General features: G+C 33.1%; 14 protein-coding genes. All 14 read left to right on the top strand.

The window, feature by feature from the left end:
* A complete protein-coding gene (locus ID741_RS03775; RefSeq protein WP_438719111.1) occupies nucleotides 1-3723 on the top strand; it encodes a DUF6079 family protein in 3723 nt (1240 codons plus the stop codon).
* A gap of 7 nt (nucleotides 3724-3730) precedes the next feature.
* Nucleotides 3731-6475, top strand: a complete 2745-nt coding sequence (locus ID741_RS03770; RefSeq protein ID WP_438719110.1) for a DNA methyltransferase — start codon at nucleotides 3731-3733, stop codon at nucleotides 6473-6475.
* Nucleotides 6476-6486: 11 nt separating this feature from the next.
* Nucleotides 6487-7950, top strand: coding sequence for a BREX-3 system phosphatase PglZ (pglZ, locus tag ID741_RS03765; RefSeq protein WP_438719109.1), 1464 nt, complete (start codon nucleotides 6487-6489; stop codon nucleotides 7948-7950).
* Between the two features lie 12 nt (nucleotides 7951-7962).
* The gene (locus tag ID741_RS03760) at nucleotides 7963-8676 is read left to right on the top strand and encodes a hypothetical protein (RefSeq protein WP_438719108.1); all 714 of its coding nucleotides are present in this window, start codon (nucleotides 7963-7965) and stop codon (nucleotides 8674-8676) included.
* A 411-nt stretch (nucleotides 8677-9087) separates the two neighbouring features.
* On the top strand, nucleotides 9088-9888 hold the full coding sequence (locus ID741_RS03755) for a glucose 1-dehydrogenase (protein WP_438719107.1): 801 nt from the start codon (nucleotides 9088-9090) through the stop codon (nucleotides 9886-9888).
* Nucleotides 9889-9921: 33 nt separating this feature from the next.
* Entirely contained in the window at nucleotides 9922-11262 is a 1341-nt protein-coding gene (locus tag ID741_RS03750) for a peptide MFS transporter (protein ID WP_438719106.1), read from the top strand.
* Nucleotides 11263-11436: 174 nt separating this feature from the next.
* Nucleotides 11437-11703, top strand: a complete 267-nt coding sequence (locus ID741_RS03745; protein WP_438719105.1) for a hypothetical protein — start codon at nucleotides 11437-11439, stop codon at nucleotides 11701-11703.
* A gap of 65 nt (nucleotides 11704-11768) precedes the next feature.
* Complete coding sequence (locus tag ID741_RS03740) at nucleotides 11769-13445, top strand: metallophosphoesterase family protein (protein ID WP_438719104.1); 1677 nt, start codon at nucleotides 11769-11771, stop codon at nucleotides 13443-13445.
* Between the two features lie 184 nt (nucleotides 13446-13629).
* Entirely contained in the window at nucleotides 13630-15117 is a 1488-nt protein-coding gene (locus tag ID741_RS03735) for a phytoene desaturase family protein (RefSeq protein ID WP_438719103.1), read from the top strand.
* Nucleotides 15107-15985, top strand: a complete 879-nt coding sequence (locus tag ID741_RS03730; protein WP_438719102.1) for a phytoene/squalene synthase family protein — start codon at nucleotides 15107-15109, stop codon at nucleotides 15983-15985. The genes ID741_RS03735 and ID741_RS03730 overlap by 11 nt, the downstream gene beginning before the upstream one ends.
* Before the next feature lie 109 nt (nucleotides 15986-16094).
* Nucleotides 16095-16742 carry a response regulator transcription factor gene (locus ID741_RS03725; RefSeq protein ID WP_438719101.1) on the top strand — a complete coding sequence of 216 codons (648 nt, stop codon included), beginning with the start codon at nucleotides 16095-16097 and terminating at the stop codon, nucleotides 16740-16742.
* Nucleotides 16723-18081: an ATP-binding protein gene (locus ID741_RS03720; protein WP_438719100.1), complete on the top strand. Its 1359-nt coding sequence runs from the start codon at nucleotides 16723-16725 to the stop codon at nucleotides 18079-18081. Before ID741_RS03725 ends, ID741_RS03720 begins: the two co-directional genes overlap by 20 nt.
* 77 nt (nucleotides 18082-18158) lie before the next feature.
* Nucleotides 18159-18302: a hypothetical protein gene (locus ID741_RS03715; protein ID WP_218327135.1), complete on the top strand. Its 144-nt coding sequence runs from the start codon at nucleotides 18159-18161 to the stop codon at nucleotides 18300-18302.
* The gene (locus ID741_RS03710) at nucleotides 18299-19120 is read left to right on the top strand and encodes a metallophosphoesterase (protein WP_438719098.1); all 822 of its coding nucleotides are present in this window, start codon (nucleotides 18299-18301) and stop codon (nucleotides 19118-19120) included. Before ID741_RS03715 ends, ID741_RS03710 begins: the two co-directional genes overlap by 4 nt.
* Nucleotides 19121-19356 lie beyond the last annotated feature (236 nt).

Genomic DNA, 19356 nt, shown 5'->3' with positions numbered 1-19356 from the left:
ATGAAATATAGAGATTTAGTTAATTTTGAACCAATAGATTCAGTCATCCAACTAACAGATGCAAACAATAAAGATAGAGCTCTTCACTTATTAGATACCTTTGTTATATCCGACAGAATGGCTGATACAATTAATAATACTATTATTAATCAGTTGCAATTTTCCAAACCCGCAGATAATAAAGGATTGATGATTGTAGGTAATTACGGAAGTGGTAAATCTCATTTAATGAGTGTTATCTCTACAATTGCTGAGTATAGTGATTCAAGTCAGCACCTTCAAAATGAAGCCGTTGCTGAAAAAGCACAGGAGATTGAAGGAAAATTTAAAGTTATTCGATTTGAAATCGGAAGTACAGAAATGTCATTACGAGAAATAATAACACAACAATTGGAACTCGGATTATTGGAGTTAGGAATTACTTTCGAATTTCCTAATGCAGATCAAATTGTTAGTAATAAAAATTCTTTACTAGAGATGATGTCACTTTTTAATGAAAAATATCCTGACAAAGGTTTATTACTAGTAGTTGATGAGTTACTAGATTATTTAAGAGGAAGAAAAGAGCAAGAGTTAACTTTAGATTTAGGATTTTTACGAGAAGTTGGTGAAATTGCACACAATACAAGATTTCGATTTATTGCGGGTATTCAAGAAATGCTTTTTGATAATCCAAGATTTAGTTTTGTAGCGGATTCTTTGAGACGTGTAAAAGAGCGCTTTGAACAAGTAAGAATTGTGAAAGAAGATATTTCATATGTCATATCTGAAAGACTTTTAAAGAAAGATGAGAAGCAAAAAGCTCTTGTTAGGGAGCATCTAACTAGTTTCACTAAATTATACAGTAGACTAGCTGAAGATATGGATAAGTTTGTGGATCTTTATCCGATTCATCCAAGTTACTTAACTGCTTTTGAGAAAGTTCACAATATTGAAAAACGAGTAGCATTAAAAACCATTACTATGGAAATTCAGAAAATAATTGATCACGATGTACCTGTAGATAGCACAGGAGTAATCGCATACGATAATTATTGGTCTTTTATTGAAGAAGATCCATCTAACAAAACTATCCCATCTGTTCGGGAAGTTTTAGAAAAAACAGCTATTTTAAAAGATAAAGTCAATTCATCATTTCCTAGTGATCGTAAAGGGCAGATGTATAAAGATGTTTCACTTCAAGTTATTAATGGGTTGGCGTTGAATAGACTAACAATGGATGATATATATAGTCCTGTGGGATTAACAGCATCAACTTTGAAAGATGATCTATTTCTTGTAATTCCAGGACAATTAGATTTTTTATTGGAAGATGATGATCCATCAGCATTTTTAGAAACAAGTGTGTCTGTTGCAATAAAAATGATCATGGAAACTGTAAGCTATCAGTATATTTCAGTAAATCAAGAGAATGGACAATATTATCTTGATTTAAAGAAAGATATTGATATAGAAAGTTTAATTAGTGAACGAACAGAAATCATAGAAAACGCTACTTTAGATAGTTACTATTATAAAATTTTACAAAATGCTGTTGCATTGGATGATAACACTTACGTTTCAGGCTATCGTATTTGGCAACATGAGTTACCTTGGGAACAAAGAAGGGTAATGAGAAGAGGCTATCTTTTCTTTGGGTCACCTAACGAAAGATCTACAGCTCAACCAGAACGTGATTTTTATGTCTATATGTTGAGACCGTTTGAAAAAGTTCAATATAAAGATGAATTGAAATCAGATGAGGTATTTTTTGAACTTAGTTTAGAAGATAAAAATTTTAAAATGAATTTATTGAATTATGCTGCGGCTAACGAGTTATATAATGAAACCACTTCAGCTCAAAAAAGATTATATAAAGACAAAATAGATAGTTATTTTAAAAAACTAAATAAATGGTTAACAGAACACTTTGTGGATGCATTTAAAATAACTTATAAAGGAAAAACAGGATACTTAAATGATTTTGGAATGTTCTTACCTCAAGAAGATAACGTAAAGTCTTTAGTCAATTTTTCTGCACAGGAATTTCTTGCAGAACATTTTTCTGAGAAATATCCAGAATACCCAAGTTTTAGAAATTATAGACCAGGATTTATTTCTAGTAATAATATTAAAGTTGTTGCTTCTGACGCATTACAAAGAATAAATGGTAGAAACAGTACTCAAGGTGAGTCAGTTTTAGAAGGCTTAGTTCTTCTAAGTAATCAAAAGACAATTACTAGTGAATCTGTTACAAATTCAGCTTATGCACGTTGGATAATTGAAACATTAGAAATAAAAGGAAATGGTAAAGTATTAAACAATGATGAACTGTTTAATATTAATGCTGTTCGTGGCGTTGAGGATCGTCGACTATCAAAATCCTTTGATCTGGAACCTGAATTAGTTGTCGTTTTACTAGGTGCGTTGTTAAGTACAGGGAAAATTGAAGTCAATATTGATGGAACAACATATACAGCAATGAATTTTTCAGAATTTGCAGTATTATCTATGGAGAAGTTAACTAAATTCTCATATATTAAAAAGCCATCAGGACTACCTTTAATAGAAATCAATGAAATTTTAAATTTATTTGGTGAATCAGCTCCAAATAATAATGAAGAAGTATTAGAAGGATCAATCCGCCGAATGAATTCTAAGTTGAATATTTTTATTGAAGAAGTACTAAAAGTTAAACGTGACCTATCAATAGGATATCTTGTTGGTAATTTAGATGTTTTAGATAACAATACGAGAAGCGAATATGCAGATCAATTAGAGTCGTTTAAATTATTTTGTGAACAACTACTACGCTATAATAGTATTCCTAAAATGAAAAATTTAAATGTATCTATTTCTGAAATAGAAAAGCAAAAACAAAATAAAGAACTTGTTGAATCATTAAATATTTTGAAAAAAAATGTAGATGAAGTAAGTCAGTTAGTAAATTATCTTGATCAAGCAAAATATAGTTATGGACAAAATTCAGATTGGTCTAAAACTATTGATGATACTGTATCTAAATTACGTTCAAATATTTCTGATGGACAATCATATATGTCTAATCTTTCTGAATTACGTCAATTAAAGGAAGAGTATATTACGCAATACTATACAATTCATGAACAATCAAGACTAACAGCGACTGAAGATAATAAAAAACAAGAAATATTACGATCCCCACAGTTAAATATGCTTCGACGCCTACAATCAAGCATATCTTTACTACCAGGAGAGCAGTTAAATATTTGGCAAGAAAATCTGGAAAAAACAAAAACGTGTTATCAATTAAAGAAAACGGATTTAGAAATGAGTCCGACTTGCCCACATTGTAATTTTTTATTAAGTGTAGATAGACGTGATTCAAGAGATATCATTGAGAATGCAATGGATGAGTTAACTGATATTTATGACAACTGGCTAAATATTTTAGTAGACAATTTAAAACAGGATTCTATCCAAGAAGGATTATCACTTTTAACCAATGATGAGCAAAAATCCGTTGAATTGTTAATATCTAACAAAGAACTACCATTACCATTAGATCAGAAATTTATAGATATGATAAAGAACCTTTTTGATGGATTTGAAAAAGTAGAACTATCTAAAGAAGATATTATAAAAATGCTTGGAAACGGTAGTCCTATGAGTATTAATGAACTGGAAGGTAGAATTCGTGAATTAATAGAGACAGCTATTGATGGCAAAGATAAAGATAAAGTGAGAATAATGTATAAAGGATGATGATTTTATGGATCAAGGTTCATTATTTGAAGAAGAGAACAGACCTGTTGAATGTTTAGGAATGACATTTAAGAATGAGGATGAGAGAAGAGAGTATTTTAGGAATGAGTTGCGTAAAAAATTACCTGACTTAAAAGATATTGAAGGATTTCCTATTGGTGAGGATGAAGATATTATTGAGTTATCTGATCCACCGTATTATACAGCGTGCCCAAATCCGTGGATGAATGAGTATGTGTACATTCATAGAATGAAAAATAAATCTGGTGTGGTAAATGAACCATTATCTGTTGATATAACTGAAGGTAAAAATGATGCTATATATAATGCTCACAGTTATCATACGAAGGTTCCTTATAAAGCTATTATGAGATACTTATTACATTATACAAAGCCTGGTGATATAGTACTAGATGGTTTTTGTGGAAGCGGAATGACAGGTGTAGCATCTGAAATGTGTCAAGATGAAGAATTAGTTATGGAACTTTTAACTGAAAAATATAGTGTTGATAAGGTTGGAAAAAGGAATGCAGTAAATATCGATTTATCTCCGGCAGCAACTTTCATAGCTTATAATTACAATAAGAAAAAAACAGAAGCGGGTGACGCAGAAGTAGCTAAATTAATTTCTAAATTAAGAGGAGAATTTAACTGGTGTTTTTCAACACAGTCTAGTTACCAAGAAAAACCAAGTAATTTTAATAGTTTAGAAAATTTCTATAATTCTAATAAGCAAGAGTTTGGCGAAGTAAACTATATTGTGTGGAGTGAACAGTACATATGTTCAACATGTAGTAATCTTTTTTCGTTTTGGGAAGGCGCGGTTTCAGAAGATGAAACCATTGTTTCAAAAATGTTAACTTGTCCGGATTGTAATTCAAAACATGAGAAGAAAAACTTAACTTTGAAAAAAAAGAAGGTATTTGATAACTTGATAGGAAAGATCGTTAATATACCTGATATAATTCCTGTGAAGATTAATTATACTGTAAATAAAAAAAGATTTAATAAAAAACCCGATTGGTATGATAAAGAAGTAATAGAGTATTTTGAAACGTTTAGCGAAAATAAAACAGTACCTTTAAAAAAATTTGATGAGAGGTTAGGAAATGAAATAAAGCGACCTATAAAGATTGGATATGAATATGTTCATCAAATTTATACGAATAGAATTTTAAGTATATTAGATTCTTACATTACACAATCTAATAATAGTGATGCACAATTTTTATTGGGAAGTACACTGCCGAAACTAACCAAAATGAATCGATTTATGCCTCAACATGGGAGTAGAGCATTGGTTGGTCCTATGGCAAATGCCATGTACTTTCCCCCTCTATCTGTAGAAAATAATGTATTATCACAACTTGAATTTCAGCTTAAAAAAATTAATAAAGCCTGGACATCCTATGAGGGAACAATAATATCCACACAGAGTTCAACAAGTATTAATTTACCTGATAATAGTGTTGATTATATATTTATTGATCCACCGTTTGGAGCTAATATTATGTATTCAGAATTAAATTTTATCAGGGAAGCCTGGTTATCTGTATTTACAAATAACAAAAAAGAAGCAGTTGAGAATAATGCAATAGGAAAAGATATTTTAGAGTATGTGAGTTTGATGGGAGATTCGTTTAAAGAATTTTATCGTTTATTAAAACCGCAAAAATGGATAACTGTTGAATTTTCAAATACTTCTGCCAAAATATGGAATGCTTTACAATATGTGATACAGTCATCAGGTTTTATCATTGCAAGTGTAGATGCTCTTGATAAAAAAAGGGGAGGATTTCATTCTATGATTACAACCACAGCTGTAAAACAAGACTTGGTAATATCTGCATATAAGCCTGATGATTCAGCGGAGAACTTGATTAGAGCTGGAGAAGAGGCGTCATTATGGAGTTTTATAAGTCAACATTTAGAAAAACTTACTGTTTTTAATGGAACCAAGGGGAATGTTGTATTGAATGTTGAAAGAACTCCTCGAATAATTTTCGACCGAATGGTTGCATATTATATACAAAAAGGGATTCAAATACCTATTTCGTCAGTTGAATTTCAAGAAAAAATCACTCAGAAATATGTTGTTAGAGATGGAATGGTCTTTTTAGAGTCACAAGTAGCTGAATACGATAAAAAAAGAATATTAGCGAAAGAATTTTCGCAACAGTCATTATTCGTCTCAGATGAAAGTAGTGCAATCGAATGGTTACGTCAACAGTTAATGAAGAAACCACAAAGTAGACAGGATATTCATCCTCAATTTATGAAAGAAATTCAATATATTGCAAAACATGAGGAGCTACCTGAACTAGATAAACTTTTGACAGAAAATTTCTTGTTGTATGATAGTGAAGATGTTGTGCCAGATCAAATTGCTGCCTATTTAAGAAAAAATTATCATGATATGCGTGGTTTAGAAAATCAAGACGATAAGCTAAAGAGTAAGGCTAAAAATAGATGGTATGTTCCTGATCCAAATAAACAAGCCGATTTAGAAAAATTAAGAGAAAAGAGCTTGTTAAGAGAATTTAATCATTACGTAGAAGAAGTTAGTGGGAGTAAGAAAAAATTAAAACTTTTCCGTTCTGAAGCTATTCGAGTAGGTTTTAAAAAGGCTTGGAGCGAAAAAGATTATCAAAAAATTGTAGATGTAGCAGAATATTTACCAGAAAAAATTATTCAAGAAGATGATAAATTATTAATGTTCTTCACTCATGCATTAATGAGATTAGATATTTAGGAGGTTATATGATGGATTGGGAAGATAAGATAAGAAACATGTTTCCTAGAATAGGAGAAATATATCTCGTGAAAGATATCGATAAAATCTTGGATGATTCGAGTGTAATAGACATGTTTAGTCGGAACAATATTGACTATATCGATTTTCTTGATCCAATTATTTTTCGATATGCCTATGAAACTAAATATAAGTATGAAAGAACTAATACATTGATTATTCGAACTGATAATTATTCTGAAATATCTTACGATGTTTACTATAAATCTTTTCAGGTACAAATTAATTTAAAAGATGTAATAACGTTTTTGGATTACTCAGCAATTAAAGAGTGTAAAATCGGGATATCTGAATTAGTGGATATTGACTCATTTCAAAATAAAACGTTAAATTATGAGGAAACTAAGAGATTGTTATCTAAAGAACAATCACGTGAGGACAGTGAAGAATATGTTTTACCTGTAGCTAATGATATTACAACTTTTGGGTTAGTAGCTATGATTATTGGCCAATGGAGAAGTGGAGATAATACTTTAAATGACAAACAAATTTCAAGTATTAATGATGTTAATTCAAAATTTCAGAATTGGTTAATTCAAAATTTTGATCAAACAGTTTCCTTACCATCGTATCCTAAACCAAAAATGGTTCATCAAATTCCTGATTTTATGAATCATAGTGACTATAATCAGAAAAAGGCATTAATTGTAATGGATGGAATGAGTTTTACTCAGTGGAATATAATAAACGCCTATCTTATAAATAATCAATTTAAAACAGAAGTATCTCCAACTTTAGCATGGATTCCTTCGATAACTTCAGTATCAAGACAATCTATTTTTTCTGGAAAACCACCGTTGAATTTTAGCGATACTATTAATACAACAAATTATGAAGAAAAACAATGGAAGGATTTCTGGATAGATAAAGGGTTTGACAAGTCTGATATTTTTTATCAAAGGGCTCTAGGAAGTGATAATTATTTGGAAATGGATTTACAACATATACTAAGAAATAAAAAAATTGTTGGTTGTGTGATAGATAGTATAGACAGATTTATGCATGCTGCTCAACAAGGTTTATGGTCAGTTCATTCTGAATTAAATTATTGGTTGAATAAAGACTTCTTAGTATCATTTTTAAAAGATTTGATTGAGAATGATTTTGAAGTATATATAACTTCAGATCATGGAAATATCGAATCCCAAGGTGTTGGAAGGATTAACCAAGGTATCTTAGCAAATTCAAAAGGAGAAAGAGTCAGAGTATATGATGATAAAAGTATACGAAATAGAACTAGAGAAGATTATTTTGGAGTAAGTGAGAATTGGGATAGCCAGTTTTTACCGCAGAATTATTATCCTTTAATTGCGAAAGAAAATTATGCATTTATCACTAAAAATGATAAAATTGTCGGGCACGGTGGGACAAGTATTGAAGAAGTATATGTACCATTTGTTAAAGTAACAAGATAAGGAATGAATAGAATGAGGAAAACAGTCGGTTTATTTCGCCCATTGAGATTTGATCATTTAGATTTAACAGCTAAGCTTTTAGTTAAGTATTCGATACCTGATACATTTGAAATATTAGATGATGTTTTAGCCAAAGAGTTTAAAGGTAAGGAAGGTCGCCGAAAGATAATAAATAATTTAACTAGAGTATGGTCAGGTGGTAAAAAAGAACCATCTACTTTTCAAAAAGAAGTATTAGCCAAATATAATGTATCAGATAAAAATAATAAGATTATCTATCAATATTTGATGACTTCTTTAGCATTTCCATTCTTTAGTGAAACGACCATCTTTGTTGGGAAGTACTTAAAAATGTCTGATACTTTTAAATCTAGCATAATTTTATCTGAAATGAGAAATTCATATGGAAGTGCAGAGTCAGTTTATAAGGGAGTCAATGCTGTTTTAAATGGTTTGAAGAGTTGGGAGATATTATCAGAAGGAAGTAGTAAGAATCATTATGTTTTTAAGGAGAACTTATTAGAGATTAGTAATGAGTTTCAACTAAATCTCTTGGTACTTGTAGTTATACAAAATTACGTTGGTGATACATTAACTATTGAACAAATTAACAATCATGCATCTATGTTTCCTTTTAGATATTTAATCCGAAAAGAAGATATAATATCTTCTCAATTTGAAATTATTGAAGATAGACTTGATACTTATATTTCGATATTATCATAAGAGTAATATTTTAAAGAATGACTAGTCTATTTTATGGTGTTACTTGGTGTTAACTTTATCCAAACCAATGGATTTTTATCATCGAGTAAGTATTTTTATGTTTAGTAATTATTGATATAAAAGGATTAATAGGTATTGAGTATTCTTCGTTTCCAATCATAGAATTCTCAAAACGTTAATATATTTTATATATCGACAATTTCAGGCGTTTCGCAATTCATTTTGCGAAGCGTCTTTTTTTACTTAAATTAATTTTGATTATTCTTGCATGTAAATAATATATATATATTGACTGAGATAAATTTACGAAATATATATATGAAGAAATTGATTATTATTGATATATGATAATAAAGATGTATAATAAGTTGTATTGTGAAATAACTTACAAATAAGAAAAGGAGAGTTTGTATGAAGAATTTAGAAAATAAGATTGCAGTTATTACAGGAGGGGCATCGGGAATAGGTTATGGAAGTGCACGAATGATGGCTGAAGATGGCGCAACAGTGATTCTTTTAGACATTAATGAGAACGTTTTCTCCAGTGCTGAAAAAATCATGAAGGATGGATACAAAGCTGAAGGTATGATTGTTGATGTTAGAAATAAGAGTAACGTTGAGGAGACTATCGAAAGAATAATTAAGAAATATAAGAAAATAGATATATTGCACAATAATGCCGGAGTAAACAAAAGAGCCAAGTTTGAAGATCAAACAGAAGATGTTACAGATTTTATATTCGGTGTGAATATCTATGGTGTTTGGAACATGACACAAGTCGTTTATAAATATATGAAAGAACAAAAATATGGACGTATTATAAATACTTCATCAGTAACAGGTCCAATCGTTTGCGATGAAGGAATGTGTGCGTATTCTCTAACAAAATCAGGAATTTTAGGTTTTACAAGAGCGTTAGCTGTGGAAGCTGCTAAATATCAAATAACTGTTAATGCAATCATGCCTGGATACGTAAGAACACCAATGGCTGAAAGATCTGCAAAGATTAGTAGACCAGATGATCCAGAAAGTGCTTTGAAAGATATGGCTGAACCAGTGCCATTAAAGAGACTTGCGACGATTGATGACATCGGGAATCTAGCAGCATTTCTTGCATCAGATAAATCATCATATATAACAGGAGAGGGTATTGTAATTGATGGTGGTAGTACTATACCTGAAACTTTTGGCATTTTAAATGCAGGATCATAATTAATCTACAATTTAAATTTTAAGAGTTAGAAGGTGGAAATTATAAAAAAACCGTTTGGATTCTATGTATGTTCTTTGGGTTTCTCTTTTGAAAGAATATCATTTTATACAGTTAAATATATGTTAGCGATATGGATTGCTGTAAAAGTCAGTGCTGGAGGGTTAGGATTGACTACGGCAGAAGGCGCTGCTGTTTCCGGCGCTTTCGTAGCGATGACTTATATAACTCCGATGCTAGGTGGTTGGTTAGCCGATTATTGGATAAGCCCTCGATTGTGTGTAGCTATAGGAATGATTTTAATGGGTGTCGGATATTTATTTACATGGCAAGCTAACTCTTTGTCGATGGTTTGGTTAATGATTGCGTTTGTTTCTGTAGGCACAGGACTATTTAAAGGAAATTTATCTGGAGTTAATGCTTTATTATTTAATGATGAAAAAGAGCTGAACGAAGCTTTTTCAATTCAATATTCATTTGTAAACATAGGTATGTTTATTGGAACAACATTTTTAGTATTATTAATTCCAGTAATCGGATATAATCTAGTATTTTTAGTCTGTGCCATCATTCTTTTTATTGATGCGCTATGGTTTATTTTAAATATGAAATCATTAGGTGATGCAGGTAAATACCCATTTAAAATAGATCAAAGAAAATATGATTCTGCAGGAAAAAATAATAATGATCAAGCCTCTTTGTCTTCTGGGGATAAGAAAAGAATATTAGCAATTGTTTTAGTGACATTACTATCGATCGTTTTTTGGGCGGTATGGTATATGGCTTTTATGCCTGTATATTATTATTTTGGTTATGGAGATGGGCCAGGATTTCTGGAGCGAGCAAATTGGATTATTTTTGGTTTCCAAGTTCCAACATCTTACGTTGACTCCATAAATGCATTAGGATGTATAATCATGGGTCCCATAATAGGACGTTTTTGGACTAGGATGGCAAATCGTCCAAAAGGTGATATAAGTATGTTCAAAAAAACTGCATTAGGTTTAATTTTTGCAGGCTTAATTTACGTAGTCATGGTTGTAGCCGATTTAATTGGAAATGGGAATGCTTCTTTTGGTTGGTTTGTGATAATTGGATTGTTATTCTCAATCAGTGAAATGGTTTTTTCTCCTTTAGGGAACGCCTTTATAACTAAATTAGCCCCAGCAAAACTGATGGGATTTTTATTAGGTTTTTGGCCAGTAGCAGTTTTCTTCTCTACGATGATATATCCTAAAATATATTCATTAATAGAGACGAATAATCCAATTTTATTCCAAAGAAACTACGGAATAGTAGGAGCTGTAGTGATTTTATTTGGAATTATTTTATGGTTTGGCAGTAAAAAACTAGATAGATTAGAATCTGGCGACTAGGAATTAGGAAGGGTTTAGATTGCATTTTACGAAACTGCTGATCGATCAAAAATTAAACAGTTTTTATATGATCACTGTATTATGAGTATCAACTACTGACACTTAGCTTATAAGCTAGGTGTTTTTTGATTTATTGATGTAGTAAAATAGTATTAATCGAAGAACCTATTTTGATTGGAAGAAAACACCTACATAAACGTAATTAATTTGAATTCAGTATTCTCATACTTAAATGAAATTGGATTTATTGATATCGAAGATGAGGAAGGCGAGCTTTTTGAAATTGGTCTGTTGCTATTCGAGATTTGGGAAGAGCTATTTGATGAATATGATGCTAAAAATATTCCAGAAATAAGCAACTGGTTCAAAGCACAAATGAAAAATTCTGAGAGACACTGTTTTAAATCAAATGTTGAAGAAATTGTTCAATGCTATTTTTAAACTAATTGGAAAATTTTTTTCAAGATGATCGTTATTATTGAATGACTAGTAAAGGAGATCACCTAATGAACTCAAAAAAACCAAACGATGCTTTAATAAAAAGGAATGTATCTCCTTTCCTCCCATCCGAAATAATCCAACCTCTTCCACCCGAACTCACCACCCGTTTCGCTCTCTACCCAGAAAACGCCCGTCGTCCCGTCAACAAGACATTATTTAAAAATGATTATTTTCAACTGACTTGTAATGTGGGGGAAAACAGTTTGGCTATTTCTTCAAGAGGGGATTTGGTGTATTCGGCGATTCCTTATGATACAGCGAGAAATTATATTCAGCGGGGAGCGATTCAGTATTTGCTTCATCCGGAGGAAGTGCGGAAATATGTTGTGTCTCACAAGGCGAACTTGGAGAAATATTTATCGTTGAGTATTTTTCAAGTGACGGGAAAAAGAGTCGATGCTGATTCGTCTGAAGTGATTGAGGCGTATCAGGCTATTTTGGATAATCCTTTGTTGGAGATTCAGATTTTGGGGCGTTTGTTGCAGCATGATGAGACGGGACCGTTGTCGGCGAACTTGGCGGGGAAATTTTTATTTAGTGAGAATGTGAAGACGGGGATTGCTGGTTATTTGGCGGAGTATTTGAATTTTGTGGTTCAGCTGACTCAGTCATTGCCATTGATGACCGATGGGAAAAGTGTCCAGTTATTGGCTACTGAAGCGCAAAGTGAAGCGAAACAGCAGCAGTTATTGGCTTTTGATTCTGATATTTCTTCTGCTTTGGCTTTATTGCCGCAGGAATTACAACATTCAATTGTTGGTGAAAATCAAGTACCAAAGGTTAACATCAAACCATTGTTACGCTCAGAATATGGTGCTGAACTAGCTAAAGTGCGGGAAAACTATATTGCTCATAGTGTTCATCCAGATGAATTAACGACTCATTTTGAAAATGTTCATGAGACTGAAAATGCCAATTTGATAAATGTTGTTTCTGATGTTCACGCAACAGATGGCAAATTGCCTTTTAGTAATCAGCATTTTAATATTTTAGTTGGTGATAATTCTGATTCACAAGTAACGGATAAAGAGATCCGCGGGATTTATTTGATTGGTCATCATGATATTGTCGATGTTTTGAATGAAGATCCGACGGCTGAAAAGTGGCAGCCATTTAAAAATTATGCATGGTTCAAACAGCTTTTAATTGATCCTGATGAAGCGTGGTATTTATTGCCGACGGGAGATCATGCATTTTATCAAGTAGTAAAAGCTGAGCTTGAAAATAGATTTCCGCAAATGACGGTGTTACATAATAGCAGTGTGATTCATGAGGGGACGTGCTATATTGGTTTAACGATTCCAGTTTCGTTGGTTGATCGCAAGAAGGAGCAGCAGAAGTTTATTCTGGAAACATTGCAGCAATTACTGGCAGAGGATCATCAAATTCTAACGGTGATTGTTTCTCATGCGCCGTTGTTTAATGAGTTAAGTATGCTTTCAGCTACTAGTGAGGCTTACAATCAAGATTATGCTTGTTCAGATCCGGCGATTGAACAATTATTTGCTGATTATCGGATTATCGGTGCAATTCATGGACATCATCATATTCCTGCTTCTTCTGGGCGTTATAAAATTGTCAAATTTGCTGACAAGGATTTATTTGTAGTGTGTTCAATTTATTCGAAGATGAATACTGGCTTTGAGTTGAAAAATCTATTGGCTTCAAAATTATTTAAATAAAAAATACAATCAAAAATTCTATGCCATAAAAAAAAGTGATAAAGTGCCTAACCACAATCTTTCGGTTTGTGATTAGGTATTTTTTCTTTTTTTAAAAAGTTCTTTTAGAGCAGTAAAACAAACAATATTGATGAAAACTGCTATAATTTTAATCAAATGATAAATTTTTAAGGAGTTCGAAAAAATGAAAAAAATAATCGTGGTTGGTGCAGGAGTAGCGGGGCTTAGTGCAGCGGTTCGTTTGCAAAAATTAGGCTATCAAGTGGAATTGTTTGAAAAAGATAGTCAACCTGGCGGAAAAATGAATCAAATTAAAAAAGATGGTTTTACTTTTGACGTAGGTCCGACGATTGTTATGATGCCGGACATTTATCAAGAGGTCTTTACTTTTGCTGGCGTTAATCCAGATGATTATATTCCGATGGAAAAAGTGGAGCCGATGTTGAAACTGTATTTTTCCCAAGAAGAACCGTTGACTTTATCCAATGATTTGGTGGAATTGACGAAGACGTTAGAAAGCATTTCAGAAGAAGATGCACAAGGTTATTTTGCCTTTTTAGCAGATATATATAAACGTTATATTATTGCCAAAGATACTTTTATTAATAAATCGTTTCGTAGTGTTTGGGATTTTTATAATCCAAAATCTTTATGGTCGGGTTTGAAATTACGGACTTTTAACGATGCATATAGTTCAATTTCTAAGTTTGTAAAAGATGAACGGCTGCGAAAGTCATTGGCTTTTCAAACGTTATATATTGGCGTTTCGCCGTATCAAGGTCCGTCACTTTATACCATTATTCCCATGATTGAATTATTTTATGGCGTTTATTTTATTAAAGGTGGCATGTTCACTTTAGCGACCTCATTGGCAAAATTATTGACGGAATTAGGCGGCACGATTCATTACAATACACCGATAGAAGAAATTGTAATCGAAGATAAAAAAACGACTGGGGTAAAAGTAAATGGTGAAAAAATTTCAGCGGATGCGGTAGTTTGTGGAGCTGATTTTCCTTATGCGATGGAGAAATTGATTCCTGACGAGAAAAAACGCGGTAAATATACTGATAAAAAAATTCAGCAAATGGAATATTCTTGTTCTTGTTTCTTGCTGTATTTAGGTTTGGATAAAGAATATGCCGGTAAAAATCTCCATAGTATTTATTTTGCTGATGACTTTAAACAAAATGTTGATGATTTATTTGAGCTAGGTCATTTACCAGAAGACCCTTCATTTTATTTATACCGACCTTCTAAAATGGATAAGAGTTTAGCACCAGAAAATCAAGAGGGTTTGTATGTCTTGGTTCCGGTACCAGAATTGTCGAAATATGATGATTGGTCAGATGAAGCCGTAGCAAAATATCGTGACAAAGTTATTGCGAAAATCAAAACTAAAACCGATTTTACTGATATTGATCAACATATTATTTCAGAATCGTATTACACGCCTGATGATTTTAAGGAAAATTTCAATGCGTATAATGGCGCCACTTTTGGCTTGAAACCAACTTTGAAGCAAAGTAATTATTATCGTCCCCATAATAAATTTGCCTACGCGGAAAACTTATATTTCTGTGGTAGTAGTACCCATCCTGGTGCTGGCGTGCCGATTGTGATGCAAAGTGCCAAATTAGCAGTAGAGGAGTTGTTAAAGGATGAAGAATAATTCAACCAATTTTAGCGCCCACAAACAAGATTTTTCCTATTGCGAGACAGTTATCAAAAAACATTCGAAAACTTTTTACACGGCTTTTTCCCAATTACCTAAAGAAAAAGCCCAAAGTGTTTATGCGGTTTATGCATTCTGTCGACGGGCCGATGATTTGATTGATTTGGCGCAAGATGAAGCCCAATTGCAAGTATTAGCTGATCAATTAGTTGATTTTGAAAATGGGATAGTAGCTGATGATCCCATTTGGCGGGCTTTAGCGGTTGTTTTTGCGACTTTTCCGATGGATATTCAACCCTTTTATGACATGATTGCTGGTCAAAGAAGAGACATTGATTTTAAGCAACCGAAAGATTTAGCTGAGCTAACAGAATATTGTTATTATGTTGCTGGTAGCGTAGGTTTGATGCTGTTGCCAATTCTTTCTAGTCATGCAGCTGAGATTCAAGAACCAGCGAAAAAATTAGGTGAAGCTATGCAGATTACCAATATTTTACGAGACATTGGTGAGGATTATCAGATGGGCCGAATTTATTTACCGCAAGATCAGTTAGCGGCTTTTGGCGTAACGGAAAAGATGTTTAACAATAGCAAACCAACGCAAGCTTTAGTAACTGTCTGGGAAGAATTGGCTAATTATGCCGAAACTCTATATGATGATTCTTTAGTGATGATGCCGTTAATCGATGCTGATTGTCGACCAGCTTTATTGGCCGCAGCAATGATTTATCGCGAACAATTGTCAGTGATTCGCGAAAAAGATTATGCCATGTTAAAGCAACGACAAGCTGTTAGCAAAATTCGAAAATTACAGTTGCTAGGTGAAGTCAAAGAGACTTTGCAGCAAATGGATCAAGTGATTTAAGTCAAAACCTTCTCAAGAGCGAGAAGGTTTTTATTTTTTTGTAAAGGGACTATCTACTGGAATAAAAATCCGATAAAATAAGCGGATAATTAATGATACGAGGAAAAAAATGAAAATATTATTATGTGAAGATCAAGATCAGATGCGTCAGCTCATTAGTCGTATTTTACTACATCAAGGTTATCAAGTGGTGGAAGCACGGGATGGTGAAGAGGCATTGGATTATTTTTATCAAACAAAATTTGATTTGGTCATCATGGATTGGATGATGCCAAAAATCAGCGGTTTAACGGCAGCAAAACAGATGAAACAAGAAACAACCATCAAAATTCTGATGCTGACGGCTAAAAATTTACCCAATGATGAAGTTGAAGCCCTAGTATCGGGTGTAGACGACTATTTAGCCAAACCTTTTCATGCAGAAGTTTTATTAGCGCGGGTTGCAAAATTACTAGGTATTTTAGGTCAAACTCCTAACCAGAAATTGGTTGTGGTTCCTGATAAGCAGCAAGTTTTATTTAAAGATCAAGAAATAAAGTTGAGTAAAAAAGAATATGAATTGCTTTACTATTTTTATCAAAATCAAGCGCTAGTCTTATCACGAGAACAAATTTTATTAGCGGTCTGGGGCATGGATAATGAAAATGACGTAAGAACGGTTGATAGTTTTGTGCGGATTTTGCGGGACAAGTTCGGTAAAGAACTGATTCAAACAGTTTACGGCAGGGGGTATCGTTTTGAAATTCCCGAAAAATAGTTTGACGGTGGCATTGATGAAGCGCATTTTAGTAGTCTTTGTTTTGATGTTGGCAGTTTTTGGTTTGTTCTATCGCTATCTTTTCCCTACTTATTATTATTGGAAGATGGAACAGCCAGTAAAAACAGCCGAAGAAATGATTCAAAATAATCAAGAGGCTCAGCTGGATTCCGCCGTCGTAATTGTCAAAATACCGAAATATCAATCTTTTTCAGAGACCGATTTGAATGATGCGATCAGCTTTAAATTACAGCGACAAGGTATTTCTTTAAATAAATTTTGGGTGGATCAAGCTTCTTTAGCGCAGTTGACCCAACAAGAAGCGGTGCAACGATTGTATAATCAGAGTCGCCAAGGAACCGATTTTTATACTCGTTATTTCCACAAAGGGCAAACCTTGTATTTGGTGGGGACGAGTATTCCTAATTTCCGTCAGGCATTGAGTATTATGTTACCGTTGGTTTTATTGGCTGTCGTATTGTTTTTATTGATTTTAAGTGGTTTATTGTACTTGATTGTCCGCAAACAAATCATTCAACCGGTTAATCGGTTGGTTCAGCGGACGAGTCAAATCTCGCAACTAGATTTTGCGGAAACCCCAGTGGAAGAAACCAATGAGTTAAAATTGTTAAGTCAGTCAATTAATCAAATGAATCAATCACTGCAACAACATGAAACCAGCCTACTAAAACGCAATCAGCAATTAAAAAATTTTGCCGGTAATTTAGCTCATGAAATTAAAACTCCCATGTCGGTAATGCAGCTACTGGTGGATAGTGAAAAAATGGGTATCACTAGTCCAACTTTTTTAGCTGATTTAGATCAGCAGATTCACCAAATGAATCAACTGGTTGGCCAAATACTTAACTTTAGTCAACAGGAGAAAGAAGCCTTAACGATGACTGAAGTAGCGATTCAGCCAGTAATCCTGCAAGAAATCCAACAAGCCCAGAAAATTGATCCGAAATTTCAATTTACGGTAAAGATTGCAGATTGTCAGTTAACAACGAATCTAGAATTGTTGCGAATTATTTTATTGAATTTGATTACGAATGGTATGAAATATAGTTTAGATAAAAGATTGGAAATTAGTGGCAAAGAAAAAAACGGGGCTTACTATGTAACCTTCAAGAATAATGCCAATAATCTTGAAGCTGAGCTGTTGGCGCATTTAGCAGATCCTTTTGTGGTAGGAGAAACTTCTCGTAATCAGCATCTAGCTGGAACAGGTTTAGGTTTGTCGATTGTCCAAGAAGCTTTGGTCGCTTTAGGTGGACAGTTGGAATTAAGGCAAGCAGACAATCAATTTATTGCAGTAATAAAACTACCTTTGAAGTAATGTTTTTGACATTGCTTCTTTTTTTGCACAAGTTTTGCACATTTCTTCTTTATTCTTTTTAAAGAGGAGATGACAACATGACCAACAAACAAAAAAGACAATTAATTATTAAAATACTAGCGATCGCTTTAACTGTGACTATCGGATTATCAATTGTGATCCTTTATCAAAAATTAGCTGAAAACATTGGGACGATCGTGCCAGTCGGGAGAAATAAATGAAGACAAGAAAAATAATCAAAAAAATCCTACTGTTACTTTTTTTAATCGTCGTATTCATTCCGATTTACGCTTTTAAAATTGAACCTCGGTTATCAGTGGTTCATCATATTCCTTTGTCTTACGGGGAAGCGAAGACTGAATTAAAAGTTCTGCAGTTATCAGATATTCAAGTTTCAGAAAGTTATCAAGCCAATCGTTTAACCAAAATTGTCGATAAAGTAAATCAAAAAAAGCCAGATATCATTGTTTTTACCGGTGATTTATTTGATAATTACAGTCAATATGCCAATGAAACAGAAATTATTCAACAGCTGAAAAATATGCAAGCAACAATTGGTAAGTATGCTGTCTGGGGCAATCATGATTATGGTGGGGGTGCCGCCAATATTTATCGCTATGTGATGAATAGTGCCGATTTTACTGTCTTGCAAAATGATGGCGAAACGATTGATGTAAATGGGAAGCAAGTTTTTATTGGCGGATTGGATGATTCGTTGTTAGGAAATCCATCAGTCGATGCTACATTAAGTTATCGTTCACAAGTCGATTATTCGATTTTACTGACTCACGAACCAGACGTGGCGGATGATTTTATTGGAACGGATACCCAGTTAGTTTTGGCTGGACACAGTCATGGTGGACAAGTTTGGTTACCTTTTTATCAAGTTACCAATGTGTTAGCCAAAAAGTATACTCGTGGTTTGTATACTTTAGCTGACGGCACCAAACTGTATGTTAACACTGGAATTGGTACGACCTCAGTGCACGCTCGTTTTGTTGTGATACCAGAAATTTCGGTGTTTGAGATTACTTTTTAGAGAGAGCATTTTTTTAAAATGTTTTCTCTGAATTTGACATTTGGCCAGAACTGCTGTTATGATTTAGTCATCAAAAAAATTTGGAGGTGGTAAAATCATGAGTAGTGACTCCCCCGACGGTGAGCAGAAAATCTTAGTAGCTTTAACTTATTTTTTACGTGAATAGACAGGCTTTGGCGCGTTAATCGGCACTTTTATTAAGTGTGGTTTAAGGGGCTTATTTTGTTTGTTTGAAT

Source organism: Enterococcus sp. AZ103 (assembly GCF_051714685.1).
Taxonomy (GTDB): domain Bacteria; phylum Bacillota; class Bacilli; order Lactobacillales; family Enterococcaceae; genus Enterococcus_A; species Enterococcus_A alishanensis.
Note: the sequence above shows the minus strand (reverse complement) of the source record. Positions and strands in the feature narration are given on the sequence as shown.